The 20189-nt window shown below is 74.6% G+C and carries 15 protein-coding genes; 11 read left to right on the forward strand and 4 right to left on the reverse strand.

Annotation, left to right across the window (positions count from 1 at the left end; genetic code table 11):
* Positions 1 to 40 precede the first annotated feature (40 nt).
* Positions 41 to 640, reverse strand: a complete 600-nt coding sequence (locus ACA361_RS26710) for a TetR/AcrR family transcriptional regulator (protein WP_375016189.1) — start codon at positions 638 to 640, stop codon at positions 41 to 43.
* Positions 641 to 730: 90 nt separating this feature from the next.
* On the opposite strand from ACA361_RS26710, the gene ACA361_RS26715 reads away from it, so the two are divergent.
* Entirely contained in the window at positions 731 to 1102 is a 372-nt protein-coding gene (locus ACA361_RS26715; RefSeq protein WP_375016191.1) for a DUF4267 domain-containing protein, read from the forward strand.
* A 9-nt stretch (positions 1103 to 1111) separates the two neighbouring features.
* On the opposite strand, the gene ACA361_RS26720 is transcribed toward ACA361_RS26715, so the two are convergent.
* Positions 1112 to 2569, reverse strand: coding sequence for a sialidase family protein (locus tag ACA361_RS26720; protein WP_375016193.1), 1458 nt, complete (start codon positions 2567 to 2569; stop codon positions 1112 to 1114).
* A 192-nt stretch (positions 2570 to 2761) separates the two neighbouring features.
* On the opposite strand from ACA361_RS26720, the gene ACA361_RS26725 reads away from it, so the two are divergent.
* From ACA361_RS26725 to ACA361_RS26760, 8 genes are all read left to right on the forward strand, one after another.
* The gene (locus ACA361_RS26725) at positions 2762 to 3256 is read left to right on the forward strand and encodes a hypothetical protein (protein ID WP_375016195.1); all 495 of its coding nucleotides are present in this window, start codon (positions 2762 to 2764) and stop codon (positions 3254 to 3256) included.
* The gene (locus ACA361_RS26730) at positions 3256 to 4656 is read left to right on the forward strand and encodes a hypothetical protein (RefSeq protein ID WP_375016197.1); all 1401 of its coding nucleotides are present in this window, start codon (positions 3256 to 3258) and stop codon (positions 4654 to 4656) included. Before ACA361_RS26725 ends, ACA361_RS26730 begins: the two co-directional genes overlap by 1 nt.
* Entirely contained in the window at positions 4653 to 6101 is a 1449-nt protein-coding gene (locus ACA361_RS26735; RefSeq protein ID WP_375016198.1) for a VWA domain-containing protein, read from the forward strand. The genes ACA361_RS26730 and ACA361_RS26735 overlap by 4 nt, the downstream gene beginning before the upstream one ends.
* Before the next feature lie 95 nt (positions 6102 to 6196).
* A complete protein-coding gene (locus ACA361_RS26740; protein ID WP_375016200.1) occupies positions 6197 to 7312 on the forward strand; it encodes an AAA family ATPase in 1116 nt (371 codons plus the stop codon).
* A complete protein-coding gene (locus ACA361_RS26745; protein ID WP_375016202.1) occupies positions 7309 to 10116 on the forward strand; it encodes a hypothetical protein in 2808 nt (935 codons plus the stop codon). Before ACA361_RS26740 ends, ACA361_RS26745 begins: the two co-directional genes overlap by 4 nt.
* Positions 10117 to 10377: 261 nt before the next feature.
* Entirely contained in the window at positions 10378 to 14139 is a 3762-nt protein-coding gene (locus ACA361_RS26750; RefSeq protein ID WP_375016204.1) for a multicopper oxidase domain-containing protein, read from the forward strand.
* 348 nt (positions 14140 to 14487) lie between these two features.
* On the forward strand, positions 14488 to 15015 hold the full coding sequence (locus tag ACA361_RS26755) for a cation:proton antiporter regulatory subunit (protein ID WP_375016206.1): 528 nt from the start codon (positions 14488 to 14490) through the stop codon (positions 15013 to 15015).
* Positions 15005 to 15451, forward strand: a complete 447-nt coding sequence (locus ACA361_RS26760) for a hypothetical protein (protein ID WP_375016208.1) — start codon at positions 15005 to 15007, stop codon at positions 15449 to 15451. Before ACA361_RS26755 ends, ACA361_RS26760 begins: the two co-directional genes overlap by 11 nt.
* A 15-nt stretch (positions 15452 to 15466) precedes the next feature.
* Here the strand turns inward: ACA361_RS26760 and ACA361_RS26765 are convergent, their stop codons facing one another.
* Entirely contained in the window at positions 15467 to 17050 is a 1584-nt protein-coding gene (locus ACA361_RS26765; protein ID WP_375016210.1) for a protein kinase, read from the reverse strand.
* 295 nt (positions 17051 to 17345) lie between these two features.
* Here ACA361_RS26765 and ACA361_RS26770 point away from each other — a divergent pair, with 295 nt between their 5' ends.
* Entirely contained in the window at positions 17346 to 17915 is a 570-nt protein-coding gene (locus ACA361_RS26770; RefSeq protein WP_375016212.1) for a TerD family protein, read from the forward strand.
* Between the two features lie 6 nt (positions 17916 to 17921).
* A complete protein-coding gene (locus ACA361_RS26775) occupies positions 17922 to 19550 on the forward strand; it encodes a TerD family protein (protein ID WP_375016213.1) in 1629 nt (542 codons plus the stop codon).
* 22 nt (positions 19551 to 19572) lie between these two features.
* Here the strand turns inward: ACA361_RS26775 and ACA361_RS26780 are convergent, their stop codons facing one another.
* The gene (locus tag ACA361_RS26780) at positions 19573 to 20082 is read right to left on the reverse strand and encodes a hypothetical protein (RefSeq protein WP_375016215.1); all 510 of its coding nucleotides are present in this window, start codon (positions 20080 to 20082) and stop codon (positions 19573 to 19575) included.
* Positions 20083 to 20189: the final 107 nt, after the last annotated feature.

Here is a 20189-nt window from a genome sequence, read left to right on the forward strand (position 1 = left end):
TCATAGGCGAGCCCGCCCTGATGATCTCCGCGGCGGCGTGTCAGCCGGCGCGTGCGGCGGCGCCCTCCGCGCGGGTGAACCGGCCCACGAGGAGCGCGAGCCTGCGTTCGTGGTGCTCGCGGGGCAGCCTGCCGTCGCGCGTCAGCGTCACCAGGCCGTGCAGCGCGGCCCAGAACGTCTCGGTCAGCAGCGGGAGGTCGTCGCCGCCCGCGTGCGGTCGGACCGCCTCGACCAGCTCGCCGAACGCCGCCTGGAGGGCCGGGGGCGCCTCCGGGGTGGCGAACGGCAGGTCCACGTTGCGGCTGAAGATCGCGTCGTAGAGGGCCGGGTGCCGGCCGGCGAACGCCCCGTACGCCGCGCAGACCCCGGCGAGGCCGCCCGCCGCGTCCGGCGCGGCCGTCCTGGCCGCGCGCAGCTCCACGGCCAGCTCGGCGCACCCTTCCACGGCGACGGCCGCCATGATCGCGTCCTTGCCCTTGAAGTGGCTGTACAGGACCGGCTGGCTGTACTCGATCCGCTCGGCCAGCCGCCGGGTCGTCACCGCGTCCCAGCCCTCGGCCTCGGCCAGCTCCCGGGCCGCCGTGATGATCAGCTTCTCGCGTTCCGCGCGCTCGCGCCGCCGGCGCTCCTGGATCGACATGACCCGATTCTAGCAGCGCTAGCGCTTTTGTCATTGCTCTGTTAGCGTCATTCTTGCTTCTAGCAGTGCTAGCAAAATTGGGAGAGAGTCATGCTCACGCCGGTCGCCTACGGATTCGCCGCCGTCCTCAGCCTGTTCTGCGTCTTCATCGGGGCCCGCTTCCTGCTCGCCCCGCGCGCCTCCGCCGCCGGGTACGGCGTCCCGCTCAAGGACGACGGCGACACCGCGTACCTGACGATCAAGGGGCTGCGGGACGGCTCCTACGGCCTGCTCGGCCTGGCGCTGCTGGCCTTCGCCGGCGCCGAGGCCGCCGCCTGGTACATGCTCGTCGTCGCGATCAACCCGCTGGGCGACACGGCCGTCGTGCTCCGCAACGGCGGCCCCAAGGCGGTCGCGTGGGGCGTCCACTTCGCGACCGCCCTGGCGGTCCTCCTCAGTGCCGCACTGCTCTTCGCCCTCTGAAACCGGCGGCTAGCGGACCGTGGCGGCGTACGCGGCGGCGCGGCCGGGAGCGTCCGGCATGGACCAGGCGGTGACGAAGCCGCCGCCCGCCGCGGCGAGGCCCATCTGCTCGCCCAGGAAGTAGCCCCGCGGGCTGTCCTCGTCGGGGATGCGCGGAGCCCGGCGCATGTCGAACGGCGCCTTCGTCAGCCGGGTCTCGCGCCACTTCGCCGCCGGGTCCGCGCAGGACGCCGCGGGCGGGGACGGGCGGCAGGCGGCCAGCCAGCGGTCGGTGAGCAGCGGCGCGGCCGCGTCGTTGTGACGGAAGTCGGAGTAGGAGACGGCGACCGTGCCGCCGCGGCCCACGGCGAGCGCGACGGTGAAGGTCTGCTGGTTCGGCGCCGGGACGGTGGTGGGCGTCCGGTTCACCTTCACCGGGTCGGACCAGGTGCGGCCGCCGTCCGCGGAGCTGGTCAGCGCGACACCGTCGGCGGCGCCGCCGCTGAACCGCGCGTCCTGCCAGGCGGCGTACAACCGGCCGGTGCGCCGGTCGATCGCCACGTCGGACAGGATGCTCGTGGTGTGCGAGACGTGCTCGCCCGACTCGGGATCCTGGATGGCGATCCTCGTGTCGAAGTCGCCCACCTTCCGCGGGGCCGACCAGGTCGCGCCGCCGTCCGTGGAACGCACGGACCGCACCGTGTACTCCGACAGGCCCGGCCCGCCCCCGAACCTGACATGGGTGTGGACGTCCAGCAGCGAGCCGTCGTTCAGCACCGCCAGCCGGTGCCCGGTGACCATGGTGCCCTCGTCCGCCGTCACGGTCGTGCGGGGCGGGGCCCAGGTCCGGCCGCCGTCGGTGCTGCGGCTGATCCAGCCCTCGTTGCGGGTGCGCTGCTCGGCCGGGAAGCGCGGCCCCGCGATGTACAGGACGTTCGGGCGGCGCGGGTCCGGCACGGCCCGCCCGGCCAGCAGCCCGCCCTGCGCCGGATCGGTCTCCTCGGCGACGACCGCGGGCCGCCCCCACGTCCGGCCGCCGTCGCCGGAGCGGACCGCCAGCGCCGCGGACGAGCCGTAGTCGTCCATGAAGACGCCGCCCGTCACCACGAGCCCGCCGTCGCGGGTGAACGTCACCATGGGGTCGTCGACGTAGTCGTAGCGGCCGCCCGAGCAGCGGGTGAGGCCGGGCACGACCGAACGGGTCCAGTGCCGGCCGCCGTCGCGGGTGACGGCGAGGACCGCGCCGCGCTGGTGGTCCTGGGGCCACACGGCGGCGACGCGGCGCGGGTCGGCGGGGTGGACGGCCAGCACCGGTTCGACGGCGCCTTCGGCCAGGTGGGGATCCAGGCCCCTCGGCTCGCAGCCGGCGAACGGGCTCGCCCCGGACAGCCGCCGCTGCCCGGGGTCGGGGGCCGCGGCGGCCGGGAGCGCGGGCACGATCAGCGCCGGCGCCAGGACGGCCGTGAGGACGGTGAGGGAACGACGCATGGTCCACTCCTTCGAGTCGGTGGACGCCATCGTCCGGGCCGGGTTTCGCCCTGGTCGTCCCACGGTCGGCGCAATGTCCCGTACTCCCGGTGGGGTAGCCGGCGCGCCTTTCCGGAAGCGGCGGATTCTGTCGGAGGAGACCGGTAGATCTGTGGTCGTCCGACGGGCCGCGAGGGGTGGAGGTCGTTACCGATGAGTTCCGGCGAGCCGGGGTGGGAGGAACGGAGCGCGGCGCGCGTGGTGCCGCCCGTCCAACCGCGAAAACTGGTCAAGGTGCCGTTCGTGGAGCTGGCGGAGGGCCGGCTGCAAGGGGTCGTGTCGAGCGGTTCGGACATCGCCCGCGTGTACGTCTCGTCGATCGCCGCCGAGACGCACGCGTTCAGCTGCAGCACCAACAACAACCGGCCGTGCGGCGGGGCCGGGGGCTCGTACCGCTGCAAGCACCTCAAGGCGCTCATCGACGAGGCGGTCAAGCAGTACGGCCTCGAACGCGTCGCCCGCTACCTGAAGGTCGACGCGGCGGAGGGCGACGACCTCGACCGCCTGCTCCAGGGCGCCCAGGAGAAGGCGCCCGCCGCGATGGTGTTCAGCCGGTTCCTGCGGCACCTGACCTACCTGGAGGTTCCGGCGAGCCCGGAGCCCCTCACCGAGATGCACTGGTTCCCGGCGCTGGGGGCGGTCCGCTGATGCAGGGAGTACAGCTCGCCGGGCTGCCCGCCGAGGTCCCGGGCGTCGCGGAGGCGCTGGACGCGGTCGCCGGGTTCGACGCCGCCCTGACCGGGGGCCTCGCCCGCCTCGGCCCGCAGCACGCCGAGGCCGTCGGCGCGCTCGCCGGTGCCGTGGGCGCGTCCCCGCTCGGCACCGCGATGGCGGATGCGTCCGGCAAGCTCGCCGCCGGCTCGATCGGCGCCACCGAGCTCGCCGCGCCGGCCGGGGCCCGCGCCGCGCTGCTCGGCGCCGTGCACGACGCGCTGCTCGGCGGGCTCGACGGCGCGCTCGGCCGGTCCCGTACCGCGTGGAAAGAGGAGGCGGACGCCCCCGCCGGGGACGAGCCCGCGCCCGGCAACCTGCTCGCCGGCGCCCGGTCCTGGCTCCAGGAGCTGGCCATCGCGGGCTGGCGCGGCGTCGACGACGCGCTGGTGTCGGCCGCCGACCAGGCGCTCGAGGCGCTGTGGGCCGAGCCGCGGCTGCGCCGCCTCGCCGTGCTGATGGACGGCCTGGCCGCCGAGCTGCGCGCCTCCTGCCCGGTCGCCACGATGGAACGCGTCCCGGAACGCCGCTGGGCCGACCTGTGGACGCGCGCCGTGCTGCTCGCCCACGCGGGAAGCTGGACGGGCGGCGCGGCCACCGCCGTCTCCGGGCGGCTGCTGCCGCTGGGCGTCGACGTCCAGGAGCACGGGACGGCCGTCCAGGCGCAGCTGCACGCGGTCCTGGAGCCCGCGGACGGCGGGCCGGTACGGCTCGTCCGCACCGCCGTCGCCGCCGCGAAGGTCGACACGATCGTCGGCCCCGCGGTCTGGAAGCTCCTGGAGGGGTACCCGACGCTGCTCGCGGTCCTCGCCGGGCACCGCGCCGCCGACATCGACGGCATGCCGCTGACCGCGGGCGGCGACCTGCTCTGGGACGAGGAGCGCGCGACCGCCGGCGAGCCCGCCGACCCGTTCGCGACGGCCCGCGTCCGGCTGCCCGCCGCCGAGGCCCCGGCCGTGCCGCCGCTCGACCGCCACCCGGTCCGGATCGCCGAGCCGGTGCTGGTGGAGGGCTACCAGGCCAAGCGCGACGGCACGTTCGACCTGGACGGCGAGACCCTCGCCGTCGACCTCGACCGGCTGCCGCCGAGCGGCCCGCTGACCGAGCAGCTCGTGAAGGCGTCCACCGCCTGCGTCGGCCTGCTCCGCTGGGACGCCGGTCGCTGGACGCTCCAGCCGCTCGCCGTCCGGAGCACCGTGAAGAAGGCGCCCGTCGAGGCGCACAACGGCGACTGGGCGCTCGGCCCCACCGACCCGAAGGTCGTGAAGGCCCAGGCGCGGGCCGGTGACGCGGTCGCCGTCCTGACCGAACGCGCGGGAAGGCTGCTGCGCAGATGAGCGAGAACGGGACCGGGAACGAGGGCGACGACGTCCGGCGGCAGGTGCTGCTGTGGCGGCTGCTGGGCCGGGTGTTCCAGGCCGAGGAGCAGCCCGCGCTGGAGACGGCGAGCATGGCGGTCGTGCAGGAGCGCGGGCTGCCCGCCGCGCTGCTCGACCCGGGCGTGTCGGTCGACACGGTCGTGCAGCGGTTCCCCGAGCTGGAGCCGGAGCTGCTCGACCCGCTGGCGGACGGCGACGGCGGCGACCGGGTGCGGCGCACGGCGCTGATGTCGAAACTGCTGCTGAACGCGTTCGCCACCGGCGGCGGGAGCGTCAGCGCGGCGCGGCTTTCGGCGTGGCAGCGCGACGCGGAATGGCTGCGGCGCGCACTCGGCGCCTGCGCCGGCGGCGGACCCGGCACCGGCACCGGCACGGCCATGGGCATGGGCGCGGGCGGCGGAACCGGAGGCGAGGGAGCGGGCGACGGGTCGCCGGCGACCGGGCGGCGGCGGCCCGACCCCGGCCGCGGCGAGGGCGGCGGCGCCGGGATGGGCTTCGACGTCAACGAGGACGAGCTCAACCGGATCCTCGGCGAGCTGGAAGGCGACCTGGTCTCCCGGATGCGGCTGCGCGAGGTGCTGGCCGACCCCGCGCTGGCCCGGCAGCTCACCCCGAGCATGTCGCTGGTCGAGCAGCTGCTGCGCGACAAGCACAACCTGTCCGGGGTGGCGCTGGCCAACGCCAAGGGCCTGATCCGGCGGTACGTCGACGAGATCGCCGAGGTGCTGCGAACCCGGGTGGAGCACTCCAGCGCCGGGAAGATCGACCGGAGCGTGCCGCCCAAGCGGGTGTACCGCAACCTCGACCTCGACCGCACGATCTGGAAGAACCTGGTCAACTACAACCCCGACGACCAGCGGCTCTACGTCGACCAGCTCTTCTACAAGCACACCGCGAAGCGCAGCACGCCCGCCCGCATGATCGTGGTGGTGGACCAGTCCGGGTCGATGGTCGACTCGATGGTCAACTGCACCATCCTGGCGTCCATCTTCGCCGGGCTGCCCAAGGTGGACGTGCACCTGATCGCGTACGACACCCGCGCGATCGACCTCACCCCGTGGGTGAACGACCCGTTCGAGGTGCTGCTGCGCACCAACCTCGGCGGCGGCAACGACGGGCCGGTCGCGATGGCCATGGCCCGCCCGAAGATCTCCGACCCGCGCAACACCGTGATGGTGTGGATCTCGGACTTCTACGAGTTCGACCGGTCCCGCCCGCTGCTGGAGGGGATCAAGGCCGTGCACGGAGCCGGGACGAAGTTCATCCCGGTCGGCTCGGTCAACAGCTCCGGGCAGCAGAACGTGGAGCCCTGGTTCCGGCAGCGCTTCAAGGAGATGGGCACGCCCGTCATCTCCGGCCACATCGACAAGCTCGTCTTCGAGCTCAAGACCTTCCTCGCCTGATCTCGCCCGACCCGACCCGACCCGGCCCGGCCCGGCCCGACCGGGCCTGATCCGGCAGACGTCACTCACCCTGGACATCTAGGAGTTCCCCCGACATGACCGATGACATGCTGCGCGCCCCCGCCGAGGTCAAGTACGCCGACGAGCTGGACTACCTGGAGTCGATCGACGACACGCCCAAGCCGTTCTCGTGGCGGCTGAGCCCGCGGATGGTGCGCACGTTCGTCCTGGGGTCCGAGCGCTCCGACGGCCTCGACCGGGAGATCCCGCAGAAGTGGTTCGGCGACCGGACGTTCGTCGAGCGCGCGATCGTCACGCTCGCGTCCGACCGCGGGCTGCTGCTGATCGGCGACCCCGGCACCGGCAAGTCCTGGCTGGCCGAGCTGCTGTCGGCGGCGATCAGCCGCAACTCGACGCTGGTCGTCCAGGGCACCGCCGGCACCACCGAGGACCACATCAAGTACTCCTGGAACGTCTCCATGGTGATCGCCAAGGGGCAGTCCCGGGAGTCGATGATCCCGTCCCCGATCATGACCGCGATGGAGCGCGGCGTGATCGGGCGGTTCGAGGAGCTGACCCGTTCCACCAGCGACGTGCAGGACGCGCTGATCTCGATCCTCTCGGAGAAGTACGTCTCCATCCCCGAGCTGGACACCGACAACACCGTGTTCGCGCAGCCGGGCTTCTCCATCATCGCGACGGCCAACAGCCGTGACCGGGGCGTCAACGACCTGTCCTCGGCGCTCAAGCGGCGCTTCAACTTCGTCCGCATCCCGGTGGTGACCAGCAAGAAGGCCGAGTCGGAGATCGTCCGGTTCCGGACCACCGAGCTGCTGAAGCGGCACCGGATGGAGCTGGAGGTGGCGCCGTCGCTGCTGGAGGTGCTGCTGCAGAGCTTCGCCGACCTGCGCGCCGCCGCCGCGTCCGCGAGCAGCGACGACGAGAAGCTGGAGTCGGCGCTGTCGACGGCCGAGCAGATCGGCGTGCTGGAGGACGCGATCCTGCACAGCCAGTTCTTCGGCGAGCGCGAGCTGCGCGCCGAGACGCTGGCGTCCTCGCTGGTCGGCTCGCTGGCCCGCCGCACGCCCGAGGACCTGGCCATCCTGAACAAGTTCTGGCACGGCGTCGTCGAGCCGCGCAGCAAGAAGGAGGAGGGCGCGTGGCAGGGCTTCCTGGAGGGCGGCCGCGAAGCGCTGGCGAAGCTGTCGTGACGGCGCCCGCGACCGATCTGGAGGGCGTGGCCGCCGGGCCGTTCGGCGGGTTGCGCGAGCAACTGCTCGGGGCGGCGGAGCGGTTCGGGGCCGGCCCCCTGACGGAGATCCTGGAGGGGCTGGTCGCGGACGTCGACCGGGCGCTGCGCGAGCCGCTGGAGATCTTCCCGGTGTGCCACCACTCGCCGTCCTCGGCGACGGCGATGGCCCGCCGGCTGCGGGAGAAGCGGCCGAAGGTCGTCTACCTGGAGCTGTGCGAGGACATGCGCCCGCTGCTCGACGAGCTGCACAACTGCAAGCTCCCGGTGGCGCTGCAGTCGTTCGCGACCGACATCGACGGCTTCCCGGCGAAGTGGGCACCGCTGAGCGTGGTCGCGCCGATCACCGAGGCGTCCGCGGAGTACCAGGCGATCTCGTACGCGCTCACCACGCCCGGCGTGGAGCTGGTCCTGGTGGACCGGTCGACCGACCACGTCTTCCAGTGGGCGCCGCGCGAGGACGGCGAGGCGCAGGACGACGAAGCGGGCGGCGCGGGCAAGGCCGCCGAGGACGACGAGTCGGCGCTGCACGGCGACGCGGTCGGCGTCGAGATCGGCGACCTCCGGCCGCGGTTCGCCGAGCTGGAGGAGCACCTGCTGCACCACGGCAAGGTGCGGCACTGGTCGGAGTGGTGGGACCAGTACGTCGAGCAGCCGCTCGTCGACGCCGACCACGACACGTACCGCCAGGTCATGGTGCTGATCGGCAGCCTGTTCCGGCGGCTGCGGCCGGAGGGCGCGGACCGCACCGCCGTGGACGAGGACCGCGAGCGCTACATGTGGACGCGGATGCGCGAGCACCTGGCGTCGTCCGGCGCCGATCCGGACGACTGCCTGTACGTGTGCGGCGCGTTCCACGCGGCGAGCCGGGTGGAGGAGTTCGGGCTGCACGGCACGGCGGGCTCGTTCGAGATCGCGCCGCGCACGGCCACGAAGTGGCAGTACGGGCTGATCCCGTCCAGCCACTCGGCGATCGAGGCGCAGTTCGGGCTGGCGCCCGGCTCGGTGTCGATCGCCGCCGCGACGTGGGCGAAGGCGCTGCGGCGCAGCGGCCTCAAGCCGTTCCGGCTGGGCGGGAAGGCGGCGCTGAAGAAGGCGCCGCCCGCGCCCGCCGCGCCGGTGGCCGACCGGCTGTCGGGCTTCCTGACGGCCGCGCCGGCGCCGGACGGCCTGGACGAGCAGGAGCTGCTCGGCTGGTGCGTCGACATCGTCCGGCTGGCCCGCAGGAACGGCTACGCGTCCAGCACCGCCGACGCGATCGCGGTGTACGAGACGTCGATCCTGCTGGCGGGGGTACGCGGGCGGCGGCGGCCGACGCCGTACGACTTCCAGGACGCGGCGGTCACCTGCATCGAGAAGGACGCGGTGCCGGGCCGCCGCGACATCGCGCGGCTGTGCGAGATCCTGCTCGGCGGCGACCGGGTGGGCGAGGTCGGGTACGACGCGCTGCCGCCGCTGGCCCGCGACGTCCTCGACCGGCTGGCGCCGCTGGGCCTGGACCTGGAGAAGCGCACGATCCAGCGGGCGCTGCTGAACCTGGACGCCGATCCGCACCTGCGGCCGTGCTCGGACCTGCTCTGGATCCTGCGCCGGCTGGTGCCGGACGACGCGGTCCGGCCGATCATGGGTTCGCGGCGGCTGGGCGAGCGGTCCATCCAGGAGAGCTGGGACCTGGCGATCGGCCGGAACATGCGCTCGATCGTCGAGCTGGGCTACGAGGGCGTCACGATCGAGCAGGTCCTCGAGCAGCGGCTGCGCAAGGCGGTGCACGGTCCGCGGGCGACCGCCGCCGGGGCGCTCGCCGCGGTGGAGGACGCCATCCTCTACCTGGGCACCCGGCGGCTCACCGACGAGCTGGGCGCCCGCGCGGTCGAGCTGCTCGCCGCCGAGCGCACGGTGGACGACGCGCCCGAGGTGCTGCGCCGCGTCCGGCGGCTGCTGACCCACTACCAGGTGACCGAGCCCGAGCTGCCGGGCTGGTGCCAGGACTTCGTCACCGCCGGGTACGCGCACTACTGCACGCTGCTGCCGACCGCGTTCACCGACGACGACACCGGCGTCCGGCAGGTGGCGGCGATGCTGGGGTTCCTGCTCGGGATGGAGAGCCTGGCGCTGTCCCTCGGCTGCGACCACACCCAGCTGGAGCTGGCCGTCCAGCAGTCGCATCCGGAGTCGCCGGCCAAGATCGCGCTGCTGTGGGCGGCGCAGACCCAGCTCGGGCTGCTGCCGCTGGACGAGCTGCGGCGCCGGTGCGACGAGCTGCTGGACAACCCGCTGGTCGTCCCGTCGTTCCCGCTCTACCTGAGCGGGTTCGTGCAGGCCCTGGAGCCCGCCCCGGCGCTCGCGTCGCTGGTGGTGGAGGTGCTGTCGAAGGCGTTCGCCCGGCTGCCGGACATGGTGCTGCTGCCGTGGCTGCCGAAGCTGATCACCACGCTGAAGGACCACGCGGCGGAGATGGTGCCGGTGCTGATCAGGGAGGCGGGCCGCACGTTCCCGGCCACCCTGCCGGCGCTGGACTCCTGGACCCCGCCCTGGACGGCCCCGCCGCCGTCCGCCGCGCCCGCCGCCGTGGACGGCGGCCCGGCCGGTGATCTCCTGGCCGCCCACCCGGCCGCCTGCGACGCGGTCACGGCCCTGCTGGGCCTCCCGCCCGAGTGGCCGGCCGCGGCGGCGGGGGCCGGGACGGGGGCGGGTGCGGCCCGGGGCTCGGCTCTCCTGGCCGAGCACCCGGCCACCGCCGACGCGGTCGCCGCCCTCCTCGCCTGAACGAGGACCGGCGGAGCCCCGGACCGCCGCCGCCCGGCCGGTCCGGGGCTCCGTTCCGCAAAGTTCGCTCCATGACCGGATCCGGCCGGAACTTTGCGGTACCTCCCGTAGGTCTTACTCACTAGTACCTCGCGCGAACCACCCCGCGCACCCCGCGAAACCCCGCCGCACGAGCACCCCGCCGCACGCACCCCGCAGCCAGGGCGGGGCCGTCCACGAGCGGACGGCCGCCGGAGATCGGGAGTTTCCAGGGGGAAATTCATGGGTGAGAAGAGGGAGTACGACGTCGTCGCGATGCACGTCCCCATCGTCTACGACGCGCACGGGGACCACGACCGCGATGGGATGATCTTCACGCTGGCGGCGCACGAGGCCGCGCTGACCGAGGTCCGGGGCGGCTTCCCGCGGCCCTTCCCGGACCCGCTGACCGAGCCGGAGCGGCTCCCGCACCCGCATCCGCTGGTGCGCCCGCTGGTCCTGCGGGCCCGCGCCGGCGAGAAGGTCGCCGTACGGTTCCGCAACGAGCTGCGGCGGCGCGCCGGGATCCACGCCCAGGGCGTCGGGTACCGGGTCACGGAGGCCGACGGCGGGGCGGTCGGCCGCAACCCGGACTCGGCGGTCGAGCCGGGCGGCACCGTCACGTACGAGTGGGACGCCGCGGAGGAGGGCGTCTTCTTCTTCGGCGATCTCGCCGACCTGCGCGGCGACGAGCACGGCTCCCAGGCGCACGGCCTGTTCGGCGCGCTCGTCGTGGAGCCGGCGGGCGCCACCTGGACCGATCCGGTGACCGGCGCCCCGCTGCTGGACGGGCTGTACGCCGACGTGCACGTTCCGGGGGAGCCGAGCTTCCGCGAGTACGCGCTGTTCATGCAGGACGAGACCCCCAACCACAACCCGGTCCTGCCGCCGCACCCGCTGTACGAGTGCGACCGCCCCCGGCCGCACACGCATTCGCCCGCGGCCGGTGGCGAGCGGATCGCGCCGGTCTTCTTCCCCGACCACGACGACGATCACGGGGAGGGCGGGGAGCACGGGGAGCACGGCGAGAACGAGCACGCCGCCTCGATGATGCTCATGAGCTACCGCACCGAGCCGATGGGCTGGCGCGCGCTCGCGTACGAGCGGCTCCTGGAGGACGGCGCGATCGACCCGGTGCGGGACGCGGTCGTCGGCGAGGAGCAGCACCACAGCTCCTGGCTGTTCGGCGACCCGGCGACCCCGATCTTCCGCGCGTACCGCGGCGACCCGGCCCGGATCCGGGTGGTGCACGCAGGGGTGAAGGAGACCCATGTCTTCCACCTGCACCTGCACCAGTGGCGGGCGGTCCCGGGGCACGACGAGTCGCCGATCATCGACTCGATCACCATCGGCCCGCAGCAGGCGTTCACGATCGAGCCGATCGGCGGCGCGGGGTCGGTGCAGCGGGCGACCGGGGACATCATCTTCCACTGCCACCTGTATCCGCACTTCCACTCCGGCATGTGGGGGATGTGGCGGGTCTTCGACGTCCTCCAGGAGGGCGCCGGCGCGTACCCGGACGGCACGCCGATCGCGCCGCTCCGCCCGCTGCCCGGGCAGGCCGCGCCGCCCGTCCCCACCGCCGAGCGGCCGGGCTTCCCGGCGTTCCTGGACGGGACGTTCCCGCAGAAGTCGCCCCGCCCGCCGCGCACTCCGGGAATGCCGGAGGGGATGGGGCGGGAGCCGTCCGAGCTGGAGCGGGCCGCGTTCGTGCCGGACCCGCGACCGGGCGAGGCGTTCACCAGGGTGACCCTGGACCCGGACGCGCCGGTGCGCCGCTACCACCTCGTCGTCCTCCAGGGGACGCTGCACTACTACGAGAGCGGCGGCCACGGCGGCGGGCACCATGACACGTGGCACGACCACCGCGGCGTGTTCTACGTGCTCAAGGAGGAGATCGACGCCGCCGGCGGCGTCGCGGCCTTCCAGCGCGAGCTGGCGGCGGGCACCCGGAAGATCGAGCCGATCGCGATCCGGGCGCGCGAGGGCGAGATCCTCGAACTCACCCTGACCAACGAGCTGCCGCCCGGCTGCCACGAGGAGACCGCGTTCGACCCGGTGCTGCCGTTCCAGCCGGAGTGCGGGCTGCACGTCCACCTGGTGAAGTTCGACCCGCTGGTGGCCGACGGCGCCAGCGTCGGCTGGAACTACCTGTCCGGGACGGCCACGTCCGACGCGGGCGAGGAGGACCGTGCCCGCTACGGCTCCTGGGTCTACCGGTGGTACTGCGACGAGGAGTTCGGCGTCGTGTTCTTCCACGACCACCTCCTGGCCAACGAGCGGCAGCGGCACGGCCTGTTCGGCGCCATGATCGCCGAGCCGGCGGGGGCGGTGTGGGTCGATCCGCACGACCACGGCCGGGAGGTCCGCAACGCGGCGCGGGCCGTGGTGCGGCTGCCCGATGGGAGCGCGTTCCGCGAGCAGGTGGTGCCGGTGGCGGACTTCGTCCCGCTGTTCGAGCACGGCGCCGGCGAGACCGGGAACCCGATCAACCCGCCGGCGTTCCCCGGCTCGCTCGACGACCAGGGCACGATGGCCGTCGGCTACCGCTGCGCGCCGCTGCACGAGCGGCCCGGCGACCCGGCCGACTGGTTCTCCAGCGCCGCGCACGGCGACCCGGGCACGCCGCTGCTGCGCGGCTACCCCGGGGAGCGGCTGCGCGTGCGGCTCTACCAGGGCTCGCACGAGGAGCAGCACGGCTTCACCGTGCACGGGATGCGCTGGCGCGCCTGGCGGGACGACCCGTCGTCCCCGCTGCGCACGCAGCAGACGATCGGGATCTCCGAGGCGTTCAGCCTGCACATCGACGAGCCGCACGGCCCCGGCGACTACCTGTGGGCGTTCTCGGCCATCGACGACACCTGGCTGGGCTCCTGGGGCCTGTTCCGCCTGCACGAGGAGGAGCGGCCGGACCTGCCGCCGCTGCCCGGCGCCCTTCTGGACCCCGCGGCCCCGGCGGGCCCGGCGGGCGGGCCGCCGCCGTTCGATCCGCGCACGGCGCGCCGGTACCGCGTCCGGGCGGTCGCTCGCGAGATCCACTACAGCGACCGGCGCAGCGACCCGTTCGGCCTGGCCTACGTCCTCGACGGCACGGACGACCCGGACGGCCCGCTGATCATCCGCTGCCGGGCGGGCGAGTGGGTCGAGCTGACGCTCGCCAACGAGCTGGACGCGCCGCCCGAGCCGACGCCGCACGACCCGCCGCTGCCGGCCCTGGACGACCCGGCGGACCGGGAGGTGTCGGCGCGGGTGTCGCTGCACCCGTCCGGCCCGCTCCGCTACGACGTCCGGACGAGCGACGGCGCCAACGTGGGCCGCAACCCGGACGGGACGGTCAAGCCGGGCGGCACGGCGACGTACCGCTGGTACGCCGACACCCCGGGCGCCGTCGTCCTGGAGGACCGCGCCGACCTGCGCACCCACCGGCACCGCGGCCTGGTCGGCGCCCTCGTGGTGGAGCCCGCCGGCGCCACCCCGTACCCGGCGGACTCCACCGGCGACGGCTGGACGGGCGCTCAGGCGGTCGTCCGGAGCCCGGGCGGCGAGGACGTCCACGAGCTGGTCCTGGTGCTCCAGGACGGGATCCGCCAGTACCACCACGGCGACCCGACGCAGCCGGTGACCGACCTGGAGGACGAGCCCGAGGACTCGGGGCAGAAGGCGTTCAACTACCGGAGCGCCCACCTGTTCCCGCCGAGCCCGTCCCTGGCGGACCCGGACCCGGGCACGCCGGTGCTGCGCTGCCGCCGCGGCGACCTCGTCCGGGTTCATCTGGTGGTGGCGGCCGACCGGCCGCGCAACCACACGTTCCATGTGCACGGCCAGACGTGGCCCATGGAGGAGCACCTGGACGGGCCGCGCGTGGGTGCGATCGGCGGCCTGACCAACGGCACCGTGCGGTCGCTGACGTTCCGGGCCGGGGCGCGCGGCGACTACGCGTACCGGACGGGCGTGTGGCGCTGGGCGCTGACCGAGGGGCTGTGGGGTCTGATCCGCGTGCGCTGACGGCCACCCGGGGGTTACCCGCGGGTGACCCCCGGCCGGGCGAGGACCGGGGGCGGCGCCTGGTAGTGCGGGTACTACCGGGCGCCGCGGCCGGACGTACACGTCCGCCGTCCCGAAAATGAGTGACGGGCCCGATGGTGACCGCCGCTCCCGGCGCTCATAGTGGAGGAGAGTCAAGGGAGGACTCGCACTCGCCCGAGGTCCCGCCACGACCGGTCCCGCGGCCCGCCACCGGTGGCGCACCTTTAAACACCCCGATTTCGGGCATTACGCCGCCACCCCGAGGGCACGCGCGCCCGCCGTACGGGGCCCGACCGAGGACCGACGCCACGACAGAAGGGACAGTCGATGCTCCTGGACAGGACGGTCCTGCCCAAGGTCGGCTTCTTGTACGCCTTCACCACCACCGCGGGCCGGCGCGCCGGCGTGGTCGCGCACCGGGACGGCCGCCGCGACCTGGTGCTGTACGACCCGCACGACCACGACAGCGTCCGCTGCACCGTGGAGCTGACCGGCACCGAACCCCGCACGGTCGCCGAGCTGCTCGGGCCGCCGGCCGTCGCCGACCACGTCCCGGACCTGGCCCGCGCCCTGGACGAGCTGCGCGTCACGGGCCTGCGGGCGGTCCGCGTCCCGCTGGGCGCCGCCTCGCCCTACGCCGGCCGGACGCTGGGCGACCTCCGCACGCCCGCGCCGATCGTGGCGGTCCAGCGCGCCGGCAGGACCATCACCTCGCCCGGTGCCGGCCTCCGCCTGCGGCCGGGCGACGAGCTCGTGGCCGTGGGCGACGCCACCGCGACCGCCGCGCTGCGCGCCCTCCTCGCACCCGCCCCGCACCCCGCGAACCCGCCGACCGGAGACACCGATGACCCGTAACCTGACCGATCGCGACCACCACCACGACAGCCTGCTCGACACGGTGACCCTGCCCCTCACCGGCTGGACCGCCCGCCTCTACCACCAGGACGGCCACCCCACCCGCCTCGTCCTGGACCCGGCCGCCGGCACCCCCGTGACCCACGCCCTGCACGGCCCGACGGGCCCGGACGGCCTCGTCCTGGGCGGCCACCACATCGGCCTCGCCCGCCCCTTCGGCCCGTCCGCGGTGGGAACGATCACCCTGGCGTACGGCATGACCGGCGGCGACCGGGTGAACGTCGCGTTCCTCCAGCAGCGCCCCTGGCGCCCCGCCCGCCTCCACCGGCCGCAGCCGGTGCTCCTCGGCGGCCACGTCTGGCTGGCCGAGCACCCCGGCCGCTACCAGGGCGTACGCGCCGCCACCCGCGCCGGGACCGCCACCCGCGCCCTCTGACGCCGGGCGCGGCGATCAGGGGAAGACGAAGCTGCCCAGCCACTCGCCCCATCTGGAGGACTTGACGCCGTTGCGCCGCGCCGAGCCGTAGCCGCCCTGGCCGGGGCGGATCTCGAAGGTGACGGGGCCGCCGTTCTTCAGGGTGATGAGGCCGGCGTGGACGGCGGCGAGGCCGATCGAGGAGTCGTCGGTGTAGACGCCGTCCCCCCAGACCTTCCCGGCCTTGTGGTGCTTCCCGCCGGGCGGGAAGACGAAGGTGAAGCGCTCGTGGTCGCGGCCGCGGAAGGCCGCGGCCGTGGCGCTCCAGTCCGCCGGGCCGAGGAGGATCGGCTCCCCGGGCGGAGGTGCCGGCCGTGCCCGGCCCCGGTGCTCGCGGAACTGGTGCTCGGGGAAGGTGAAGCTGCCCCGCCAGGGGCCCCAGCTGCCGCTCCTGACGCCGTTGCGTTCGCGCGAGCCGTAGTGCAGCCGGCCGGGACCGGGCCTGAACGTCACCGGGCCGCCGTCCCGCAGCGTGATCACGCCGGCGTGGACGGCGGCGAGGCCGATGGAGGAGTCGTCGGTGTAGACGCCGTCCCCCCAGACGCTCCCGGCGCCGGAGCGGCTCCCGCCGGGCGGGAAGACGAAGGTGAACGACTCGTGGTGGCGGCCGCGGAACGCGGTCGCCGTGGCGCTCCAGTCCGCGGTGCCGAGGAAGACCGCATCCGGGTCCCCCGGAGGCCGCGCGTCCTCGGGCTCCATGCGCCGCGTCCGCGTCCGCCCCGGCGGGTCCTCCCCGGAGGCGGCGGTCGCGGCGCGCAGCCGGGCGGCGACCGCCGCGGCGTCGTCCGGGCGCTGGGCGGGGCTCTTGGCCAGCAGCTCCATGAGGATCCCGTCCAGCTCGGGCGGGATCCCGCCGCGCAGCGCGCTCGGCGGGTCGGGCGTCCTGGACAGGTGCCCCGCCAGGACCGCCAGGTGCGTCTCCCCGGTGAACGGCGGGCTCCCGGTGAGCAGGTGGTACAGCGTGCAGCCCAGCGAGTACAGGTCCGCGCGGCCGTCCACCGGCTCGTTCGAGAGCTGCTCGGGCGCCGCGTACGCCAGGGAGGCGAAGCCCTGCGCGGTCACGCTGGCGGTGGCCCCGGCGGCGCGCGCGATGCCGAAGTCGCAGACCTTGACGCGGCGGCCGTCCAGGAGCATCAGGTTGGCGGGCTTGACGTCCCGGTGGACGATCCCCGCGGCGTGCGCCGCTGCGAGCGCCTCGGCCACCTGCGCGCCCAGGTCCGCGACCTCGGCCGTGTCGAGGCCCTGCGGATGCTCCGCCAGCACCGCCGCCAGGTTGCGGCCGGGGAGGAGTTCCATCACCACGTACCGGTACGAGGAGTCGATCCCGAAGTCGTGCACCACGGTGATCCCCGGATGGGCCAGCCGCGCCCCGAGCTTGGCCTCGCGCTCGAAGAGCCGGACGGCCTGCGGGTCCCCGTCCACGGTGCCGAGGAGGATCTTCACCGCCACGTCCCGCTCCAGGCGCTCGTCCACGCCCCGCCAGACCTCGCCGAACCCGCCCGCGCCCAGTGCCTCGACCAGCCGGTAACGTCCCGCCAGCACTCGCCCCGGATCGATCATCCGTCACCTTCCGTACATAGGCGTGATCAGGCCGACGGCGTCCAACGCTACGACATGCCGCCGGACCGGTCCGTTCAGATGGCCATGGTCGTACATCTGAGACGCGGGAGGGTCGGCCCGTTCCGCGGCCCGCCGCCGAACGGGGTGACAACCGGGCCGCCGGGCTGCAAGGCTTCTGCCGCACCTCGCCCGCCCCGCGGCCCGCCTCGTGGCCCGCCTCGCGGCGGGCGGGATGCCGCCGGCCGGCGCGCTCCCGGAGAGCGCGCGGCGAAGGGGACACGAGGAGGCGACGGCCGTGACCGTCTCGATGGTGAAGGGCCAGCGGATCTCGCTGGAGAAGCCGGGCGGAACGCTGCGCATGGTCCGGATGGGCCTGGGCTGGGACGCGGTGCGCAAACAGGGCTTCTTCGGCTCCCGGCAGCGGGAGATCGACCTCGACGCCTCCTGCGTGCTCTTCGCCGACGGCCGCATCGCCGACGTCGTCTTCTTCAGCAAGCTGGTCAGCGACGACGGCTCCGTGCGGCACACCGGCGACAACCTGACCGGCGCGGGCGACGGCGACGACGAGTCGGTGATCGTCGATCTGGCGCGGCTGCCGGTGCACGTCAGCTCGCTGGTGTTCACCGTCAGCTCGTTCAACGGGCAGACGTTCGACGAGGTCGAGAACGCCTTCTGCCGGCTGGTCGACGAGACGGGCGGCGGCGAGCTGGCCCGGTACACGCTGTCCGGCGGCGGCGCCCACACCGCCATGGTGATGGCCCGGCTCTACCGGCACGGCGGCGCGTGGAAGATGAACGCGATCGGCGAGCCGTGCCACGGCCGCACCTTCGAGGACATGCTGCCGACGATCGCCGGCCTGGCCTGACCGGCGATGCTCGAACTCGCGCGCGGCGCCAACACCCCGCTGCCGGCCCGCCGGCTCACCGCGACCGTGTCCTGTGCCGTACCCGTGGACGTCAGCGCCCTGCTGGTGGGCGCCGACCTGCGCGTGCGCTCCGACGCCGACCTGGTCTTCTTCAACGCGCCCGAGGCGCCGGGCGTCCGCTGGACGGACGGCGGCGGCCGGCAGCGCGTCGACCTCGATCTCGACGCCGTCCCCGCGGACGCGCAGGCGGTGCTGATCGCGGTCAGCCTGTCCGCGGGCGGGATCTCGTTCGGGGCGGTGCCGCCGCCGCAGGTCCAGCTCTCCGCGGCGAGCGGCGACCCGATGGCGCTGTTCACGGTCGCCGGGCTCGGCCCGGAGAAGGCGATCATCGGGCTGGAGCTGTACCGCCGGGCGGACCGGTGGAAGGTCCGCGCCGTCGGGCAGGGGTACGCCGGCGGGCTCTCCGAGCTGGTCGAGGCGCACGGCGTCGAGGTCGACGACCCGGGCGAGGCCGAGGCCGGCATGGGCGCCCCGCCGCCCGGGCCCGCCGTCGGTGCGCCCCCCGGGCCGCCGTCGCCGCCGCCACCGCCGCAGGAGGCGCCCGCGCCGCCGCCGTCCTCCGGCGAGGTCGGCTACCTCGAACGGTGCTGGCTGGTCTGGGAGGACGCGAGCCGTTCGATGGCGGCGTTCCGCGCGGCCACCGAGCACGCGCTCGACATCCGCAACGACGAGGTCACCGGGCGGGTGCCGCGCGGCCGGTTCGACCAGCTCATGGCGGCGGCCGACGAGCGGCTGCGGGGCGACGCCGCGCAGCTCCGCGCGGAACTGGCCCGGGTGGAGCCGCACGTGACCGCCGAGGCGGCGCCGTTCGACGCGCCGTCCTGGCTGACCTGGCGGCCCCGCGCCGACCTGGCCGAGGGCATCCTGCTGGGGCGGCTGTCCACCGCGGAGCTGCCGGACCTGCGGGTGCCGCTCGTCCTGCGGGTGCCGTGGCGGCGCGCCGTGTGGATCGGGCGCGGCACGGTGCCCGGAGACGCGGCCGCGTACGCCTGGTCGCTGGTGACCCGGTTCCTGGCCGCCGTCCCGCCCGGGCTCGCCGGGCTGGAGGTGATCGACGCGATGGGCCTGTCGGGCGCCGGCTGGCTGAACGCGCTGGGCCCGGCCGGCGGCGCCGGGCTGCTGGGCGGCGGGGTGGCCACCGGACCCGCCGCGGCCGACCGGCTCCGCCGCCTGCTCGACCTGGTCGACCTGCGCCGGATCGGCGGTCCGGACGGCGACGCGGGCGACGGCGGCCCCCCGGTGCGGCTCGTGGTGATCATGGACGCGGGGGCGGCGCTCGACGGCGAGGACGCCCATCGGCTGCTGCGGCTCGTGGAGGACGGCCCGATGGTCGGCGTCCCGGTGCTGCTGGTCGAGACCGACACCCCGGTCGGCGACTCCGTCCGCGCGATCCGGATCCAGCAGTCGTGCAACAACCTGCCGTCCGCCCGGGGCACGGTCGGCGACTCGTGGGTGGGCATGGACTGGACGCTCACCCCGGAGGTGCTCCCGGACGGCGGCGACGGCACCCGCGCCCCCGCCCTGCTCGCGCACGTGCTCGACGCGCACGCGCGCGCGATCGCGTCGTACGACTGAGCCGGCCGGGGCGCGGCCCGCCTCAGTTCCGCCGGACGGTGAAGGTCGAGCAGCCGCTGCCGTCGATCGCGCCCTGGATCTGGTCGGGGTCGGTGGCCGAGAGCTGCGCGTCCAGCGAGACCATCACGTAGTCGCCCGGCCGCGAGATCCACGAGTCGCCCTGGAGCCGCAGCGTGTCGCCGCTGAGGGCGCCCTTCACGGTGTAGGAGCCCGTGGGCACCGACGGGTTGCTCGGATCGGCCGAGAAGCGCAGGACGCCGGTGATCTGGCCGGTCGACTGCTGGCTGAGCGTGAGGCGCAGCCGCGTGAGGCCCTGGTTGCAGGTATAGGTGCCCTCCCAGATGCCGCTCAGGGACCTGGTCGCGATGTTCGGCACCGACGGTTCGGCCGGTTCGGGCGGTACCTCCACCGCCCGGGTGGGCTCCTCGGCGACCGGGTTCAGCCCGTCCAGCGAGCAGCCGGATCCGAGCAGCCCGATCGCCGCCACGGCCGCGACGACCCTGGCACGCCCCTTGAACTCGCGACTCCGCATGATGCGACCCCTCAACCGCCGGCCATCTCCGTACGCGAAGAACTCGGCGCACATCATGCCAGAACGCGGCCTTACCGGACCGCGAACCTGCTGCAGAACACAGTGGC

The organism is Actinomadura sp. 21ATH (genome assembly GCF_041951345.1).
GTDB lineage: Bacteria > Actinomycetota > Actinomycetes > Streptosporangiales > Streptosporangiaceae > Spirillospora.

Bases quoted from the DNA above. Each gene is read 5' to 3' on its own strand.
- ACA361_RS26780 (WP_375016215.1), bottom strand. From the start codon at position 20,082: ATGCGGAGTCGCGAGTTCAAGGGGCGTGCCAGGGTCGTCGCGGCCGTG.
- ACA361_RS26760 (WP_375016208.1), top strand. From the start codon at position 15,005: ATGACCCGTAACCTGACCGATCGCGACCACCACCACGACAGCCTGCTC.
- ACA361_RS26715 (WP_375016191.1), top strand. From the start codon at position 731: ATGCTCACGCCGGTCGCCTACGGATTCGCCGCCGTCCTCAGCCTGTTC.
- ACA361_RS26710 (WP_375016189.1), bottom strand. From the start codon at position 640: ATGTCGATCCAGGAGCGCCGGCGGCGCGAGCGCGCGGAACGCGAGAAG.
- ACA361_RS26725 (WP_375016195.1), top strand. From the start codon at position 2,762: ATGAGTTCCGGCGAGCCGGGGTGGGAGGAACGGAGCGCGGCGCGCGTG.
- ACA361_RS26755 (WP_375016206.1), top strand. From the start codon at position 14,488: ATGCTCCTGGACAGGACGGTCCTGCCCAAGGTCGGCTTCTTGTACGCC.
- ACA361_RS26765 (WP_375016210.1), bottom strand. From the start codon at position 17,050: ATGATCGATCCGGGGCGAGTGCTGGCGGGACGTTACCGGCTGGTCGAG.
- ACA361_RS26775 (WP_375016213.1), top strand. From the start codon at position 17,922: ATGCTCGAACTCGCGCGCGGCGCCAACACCCCGCTGCCGGCCCGCCGG.
- ACA361_RS26740 (WP_375016200.1), top strand. From the start codon at position 6,197: ATGACCGATGACATGCTGCGCGCCCCCGCCGAGGTCAAGTACGCCGAC.
- ACA361_RS26735 (WP_375016198.1), top strand. From the start codon at position 4,653: ATGAGCGAGAACGGGACCGGGAACGAGGGCGACGACGTCCGGCGGCAG.
- ACA361_RS26730 (WP_375016197.1), top strand. From the start codon at position 3,256: ATGCAGGGAGTACAGCTCGCCGGGCTGCCCGCCGAGGTCCCGGGCGTC.
- ACA361_RS26750 (WP_375016204.1), top strand. From the start codon at position 10,378: ATGGGTGAGAAGAGGGAGTACGACGTCGTCGCGATGCACGTCCCCATC.
- ACA361_RS26720 (WP_375016193.1), bottom strand. From the start codon at position 2,569: ATGCGTCGTTCCCTCACCGTCCTCACGGCCGTCCTGGCGCCGGCGCTG.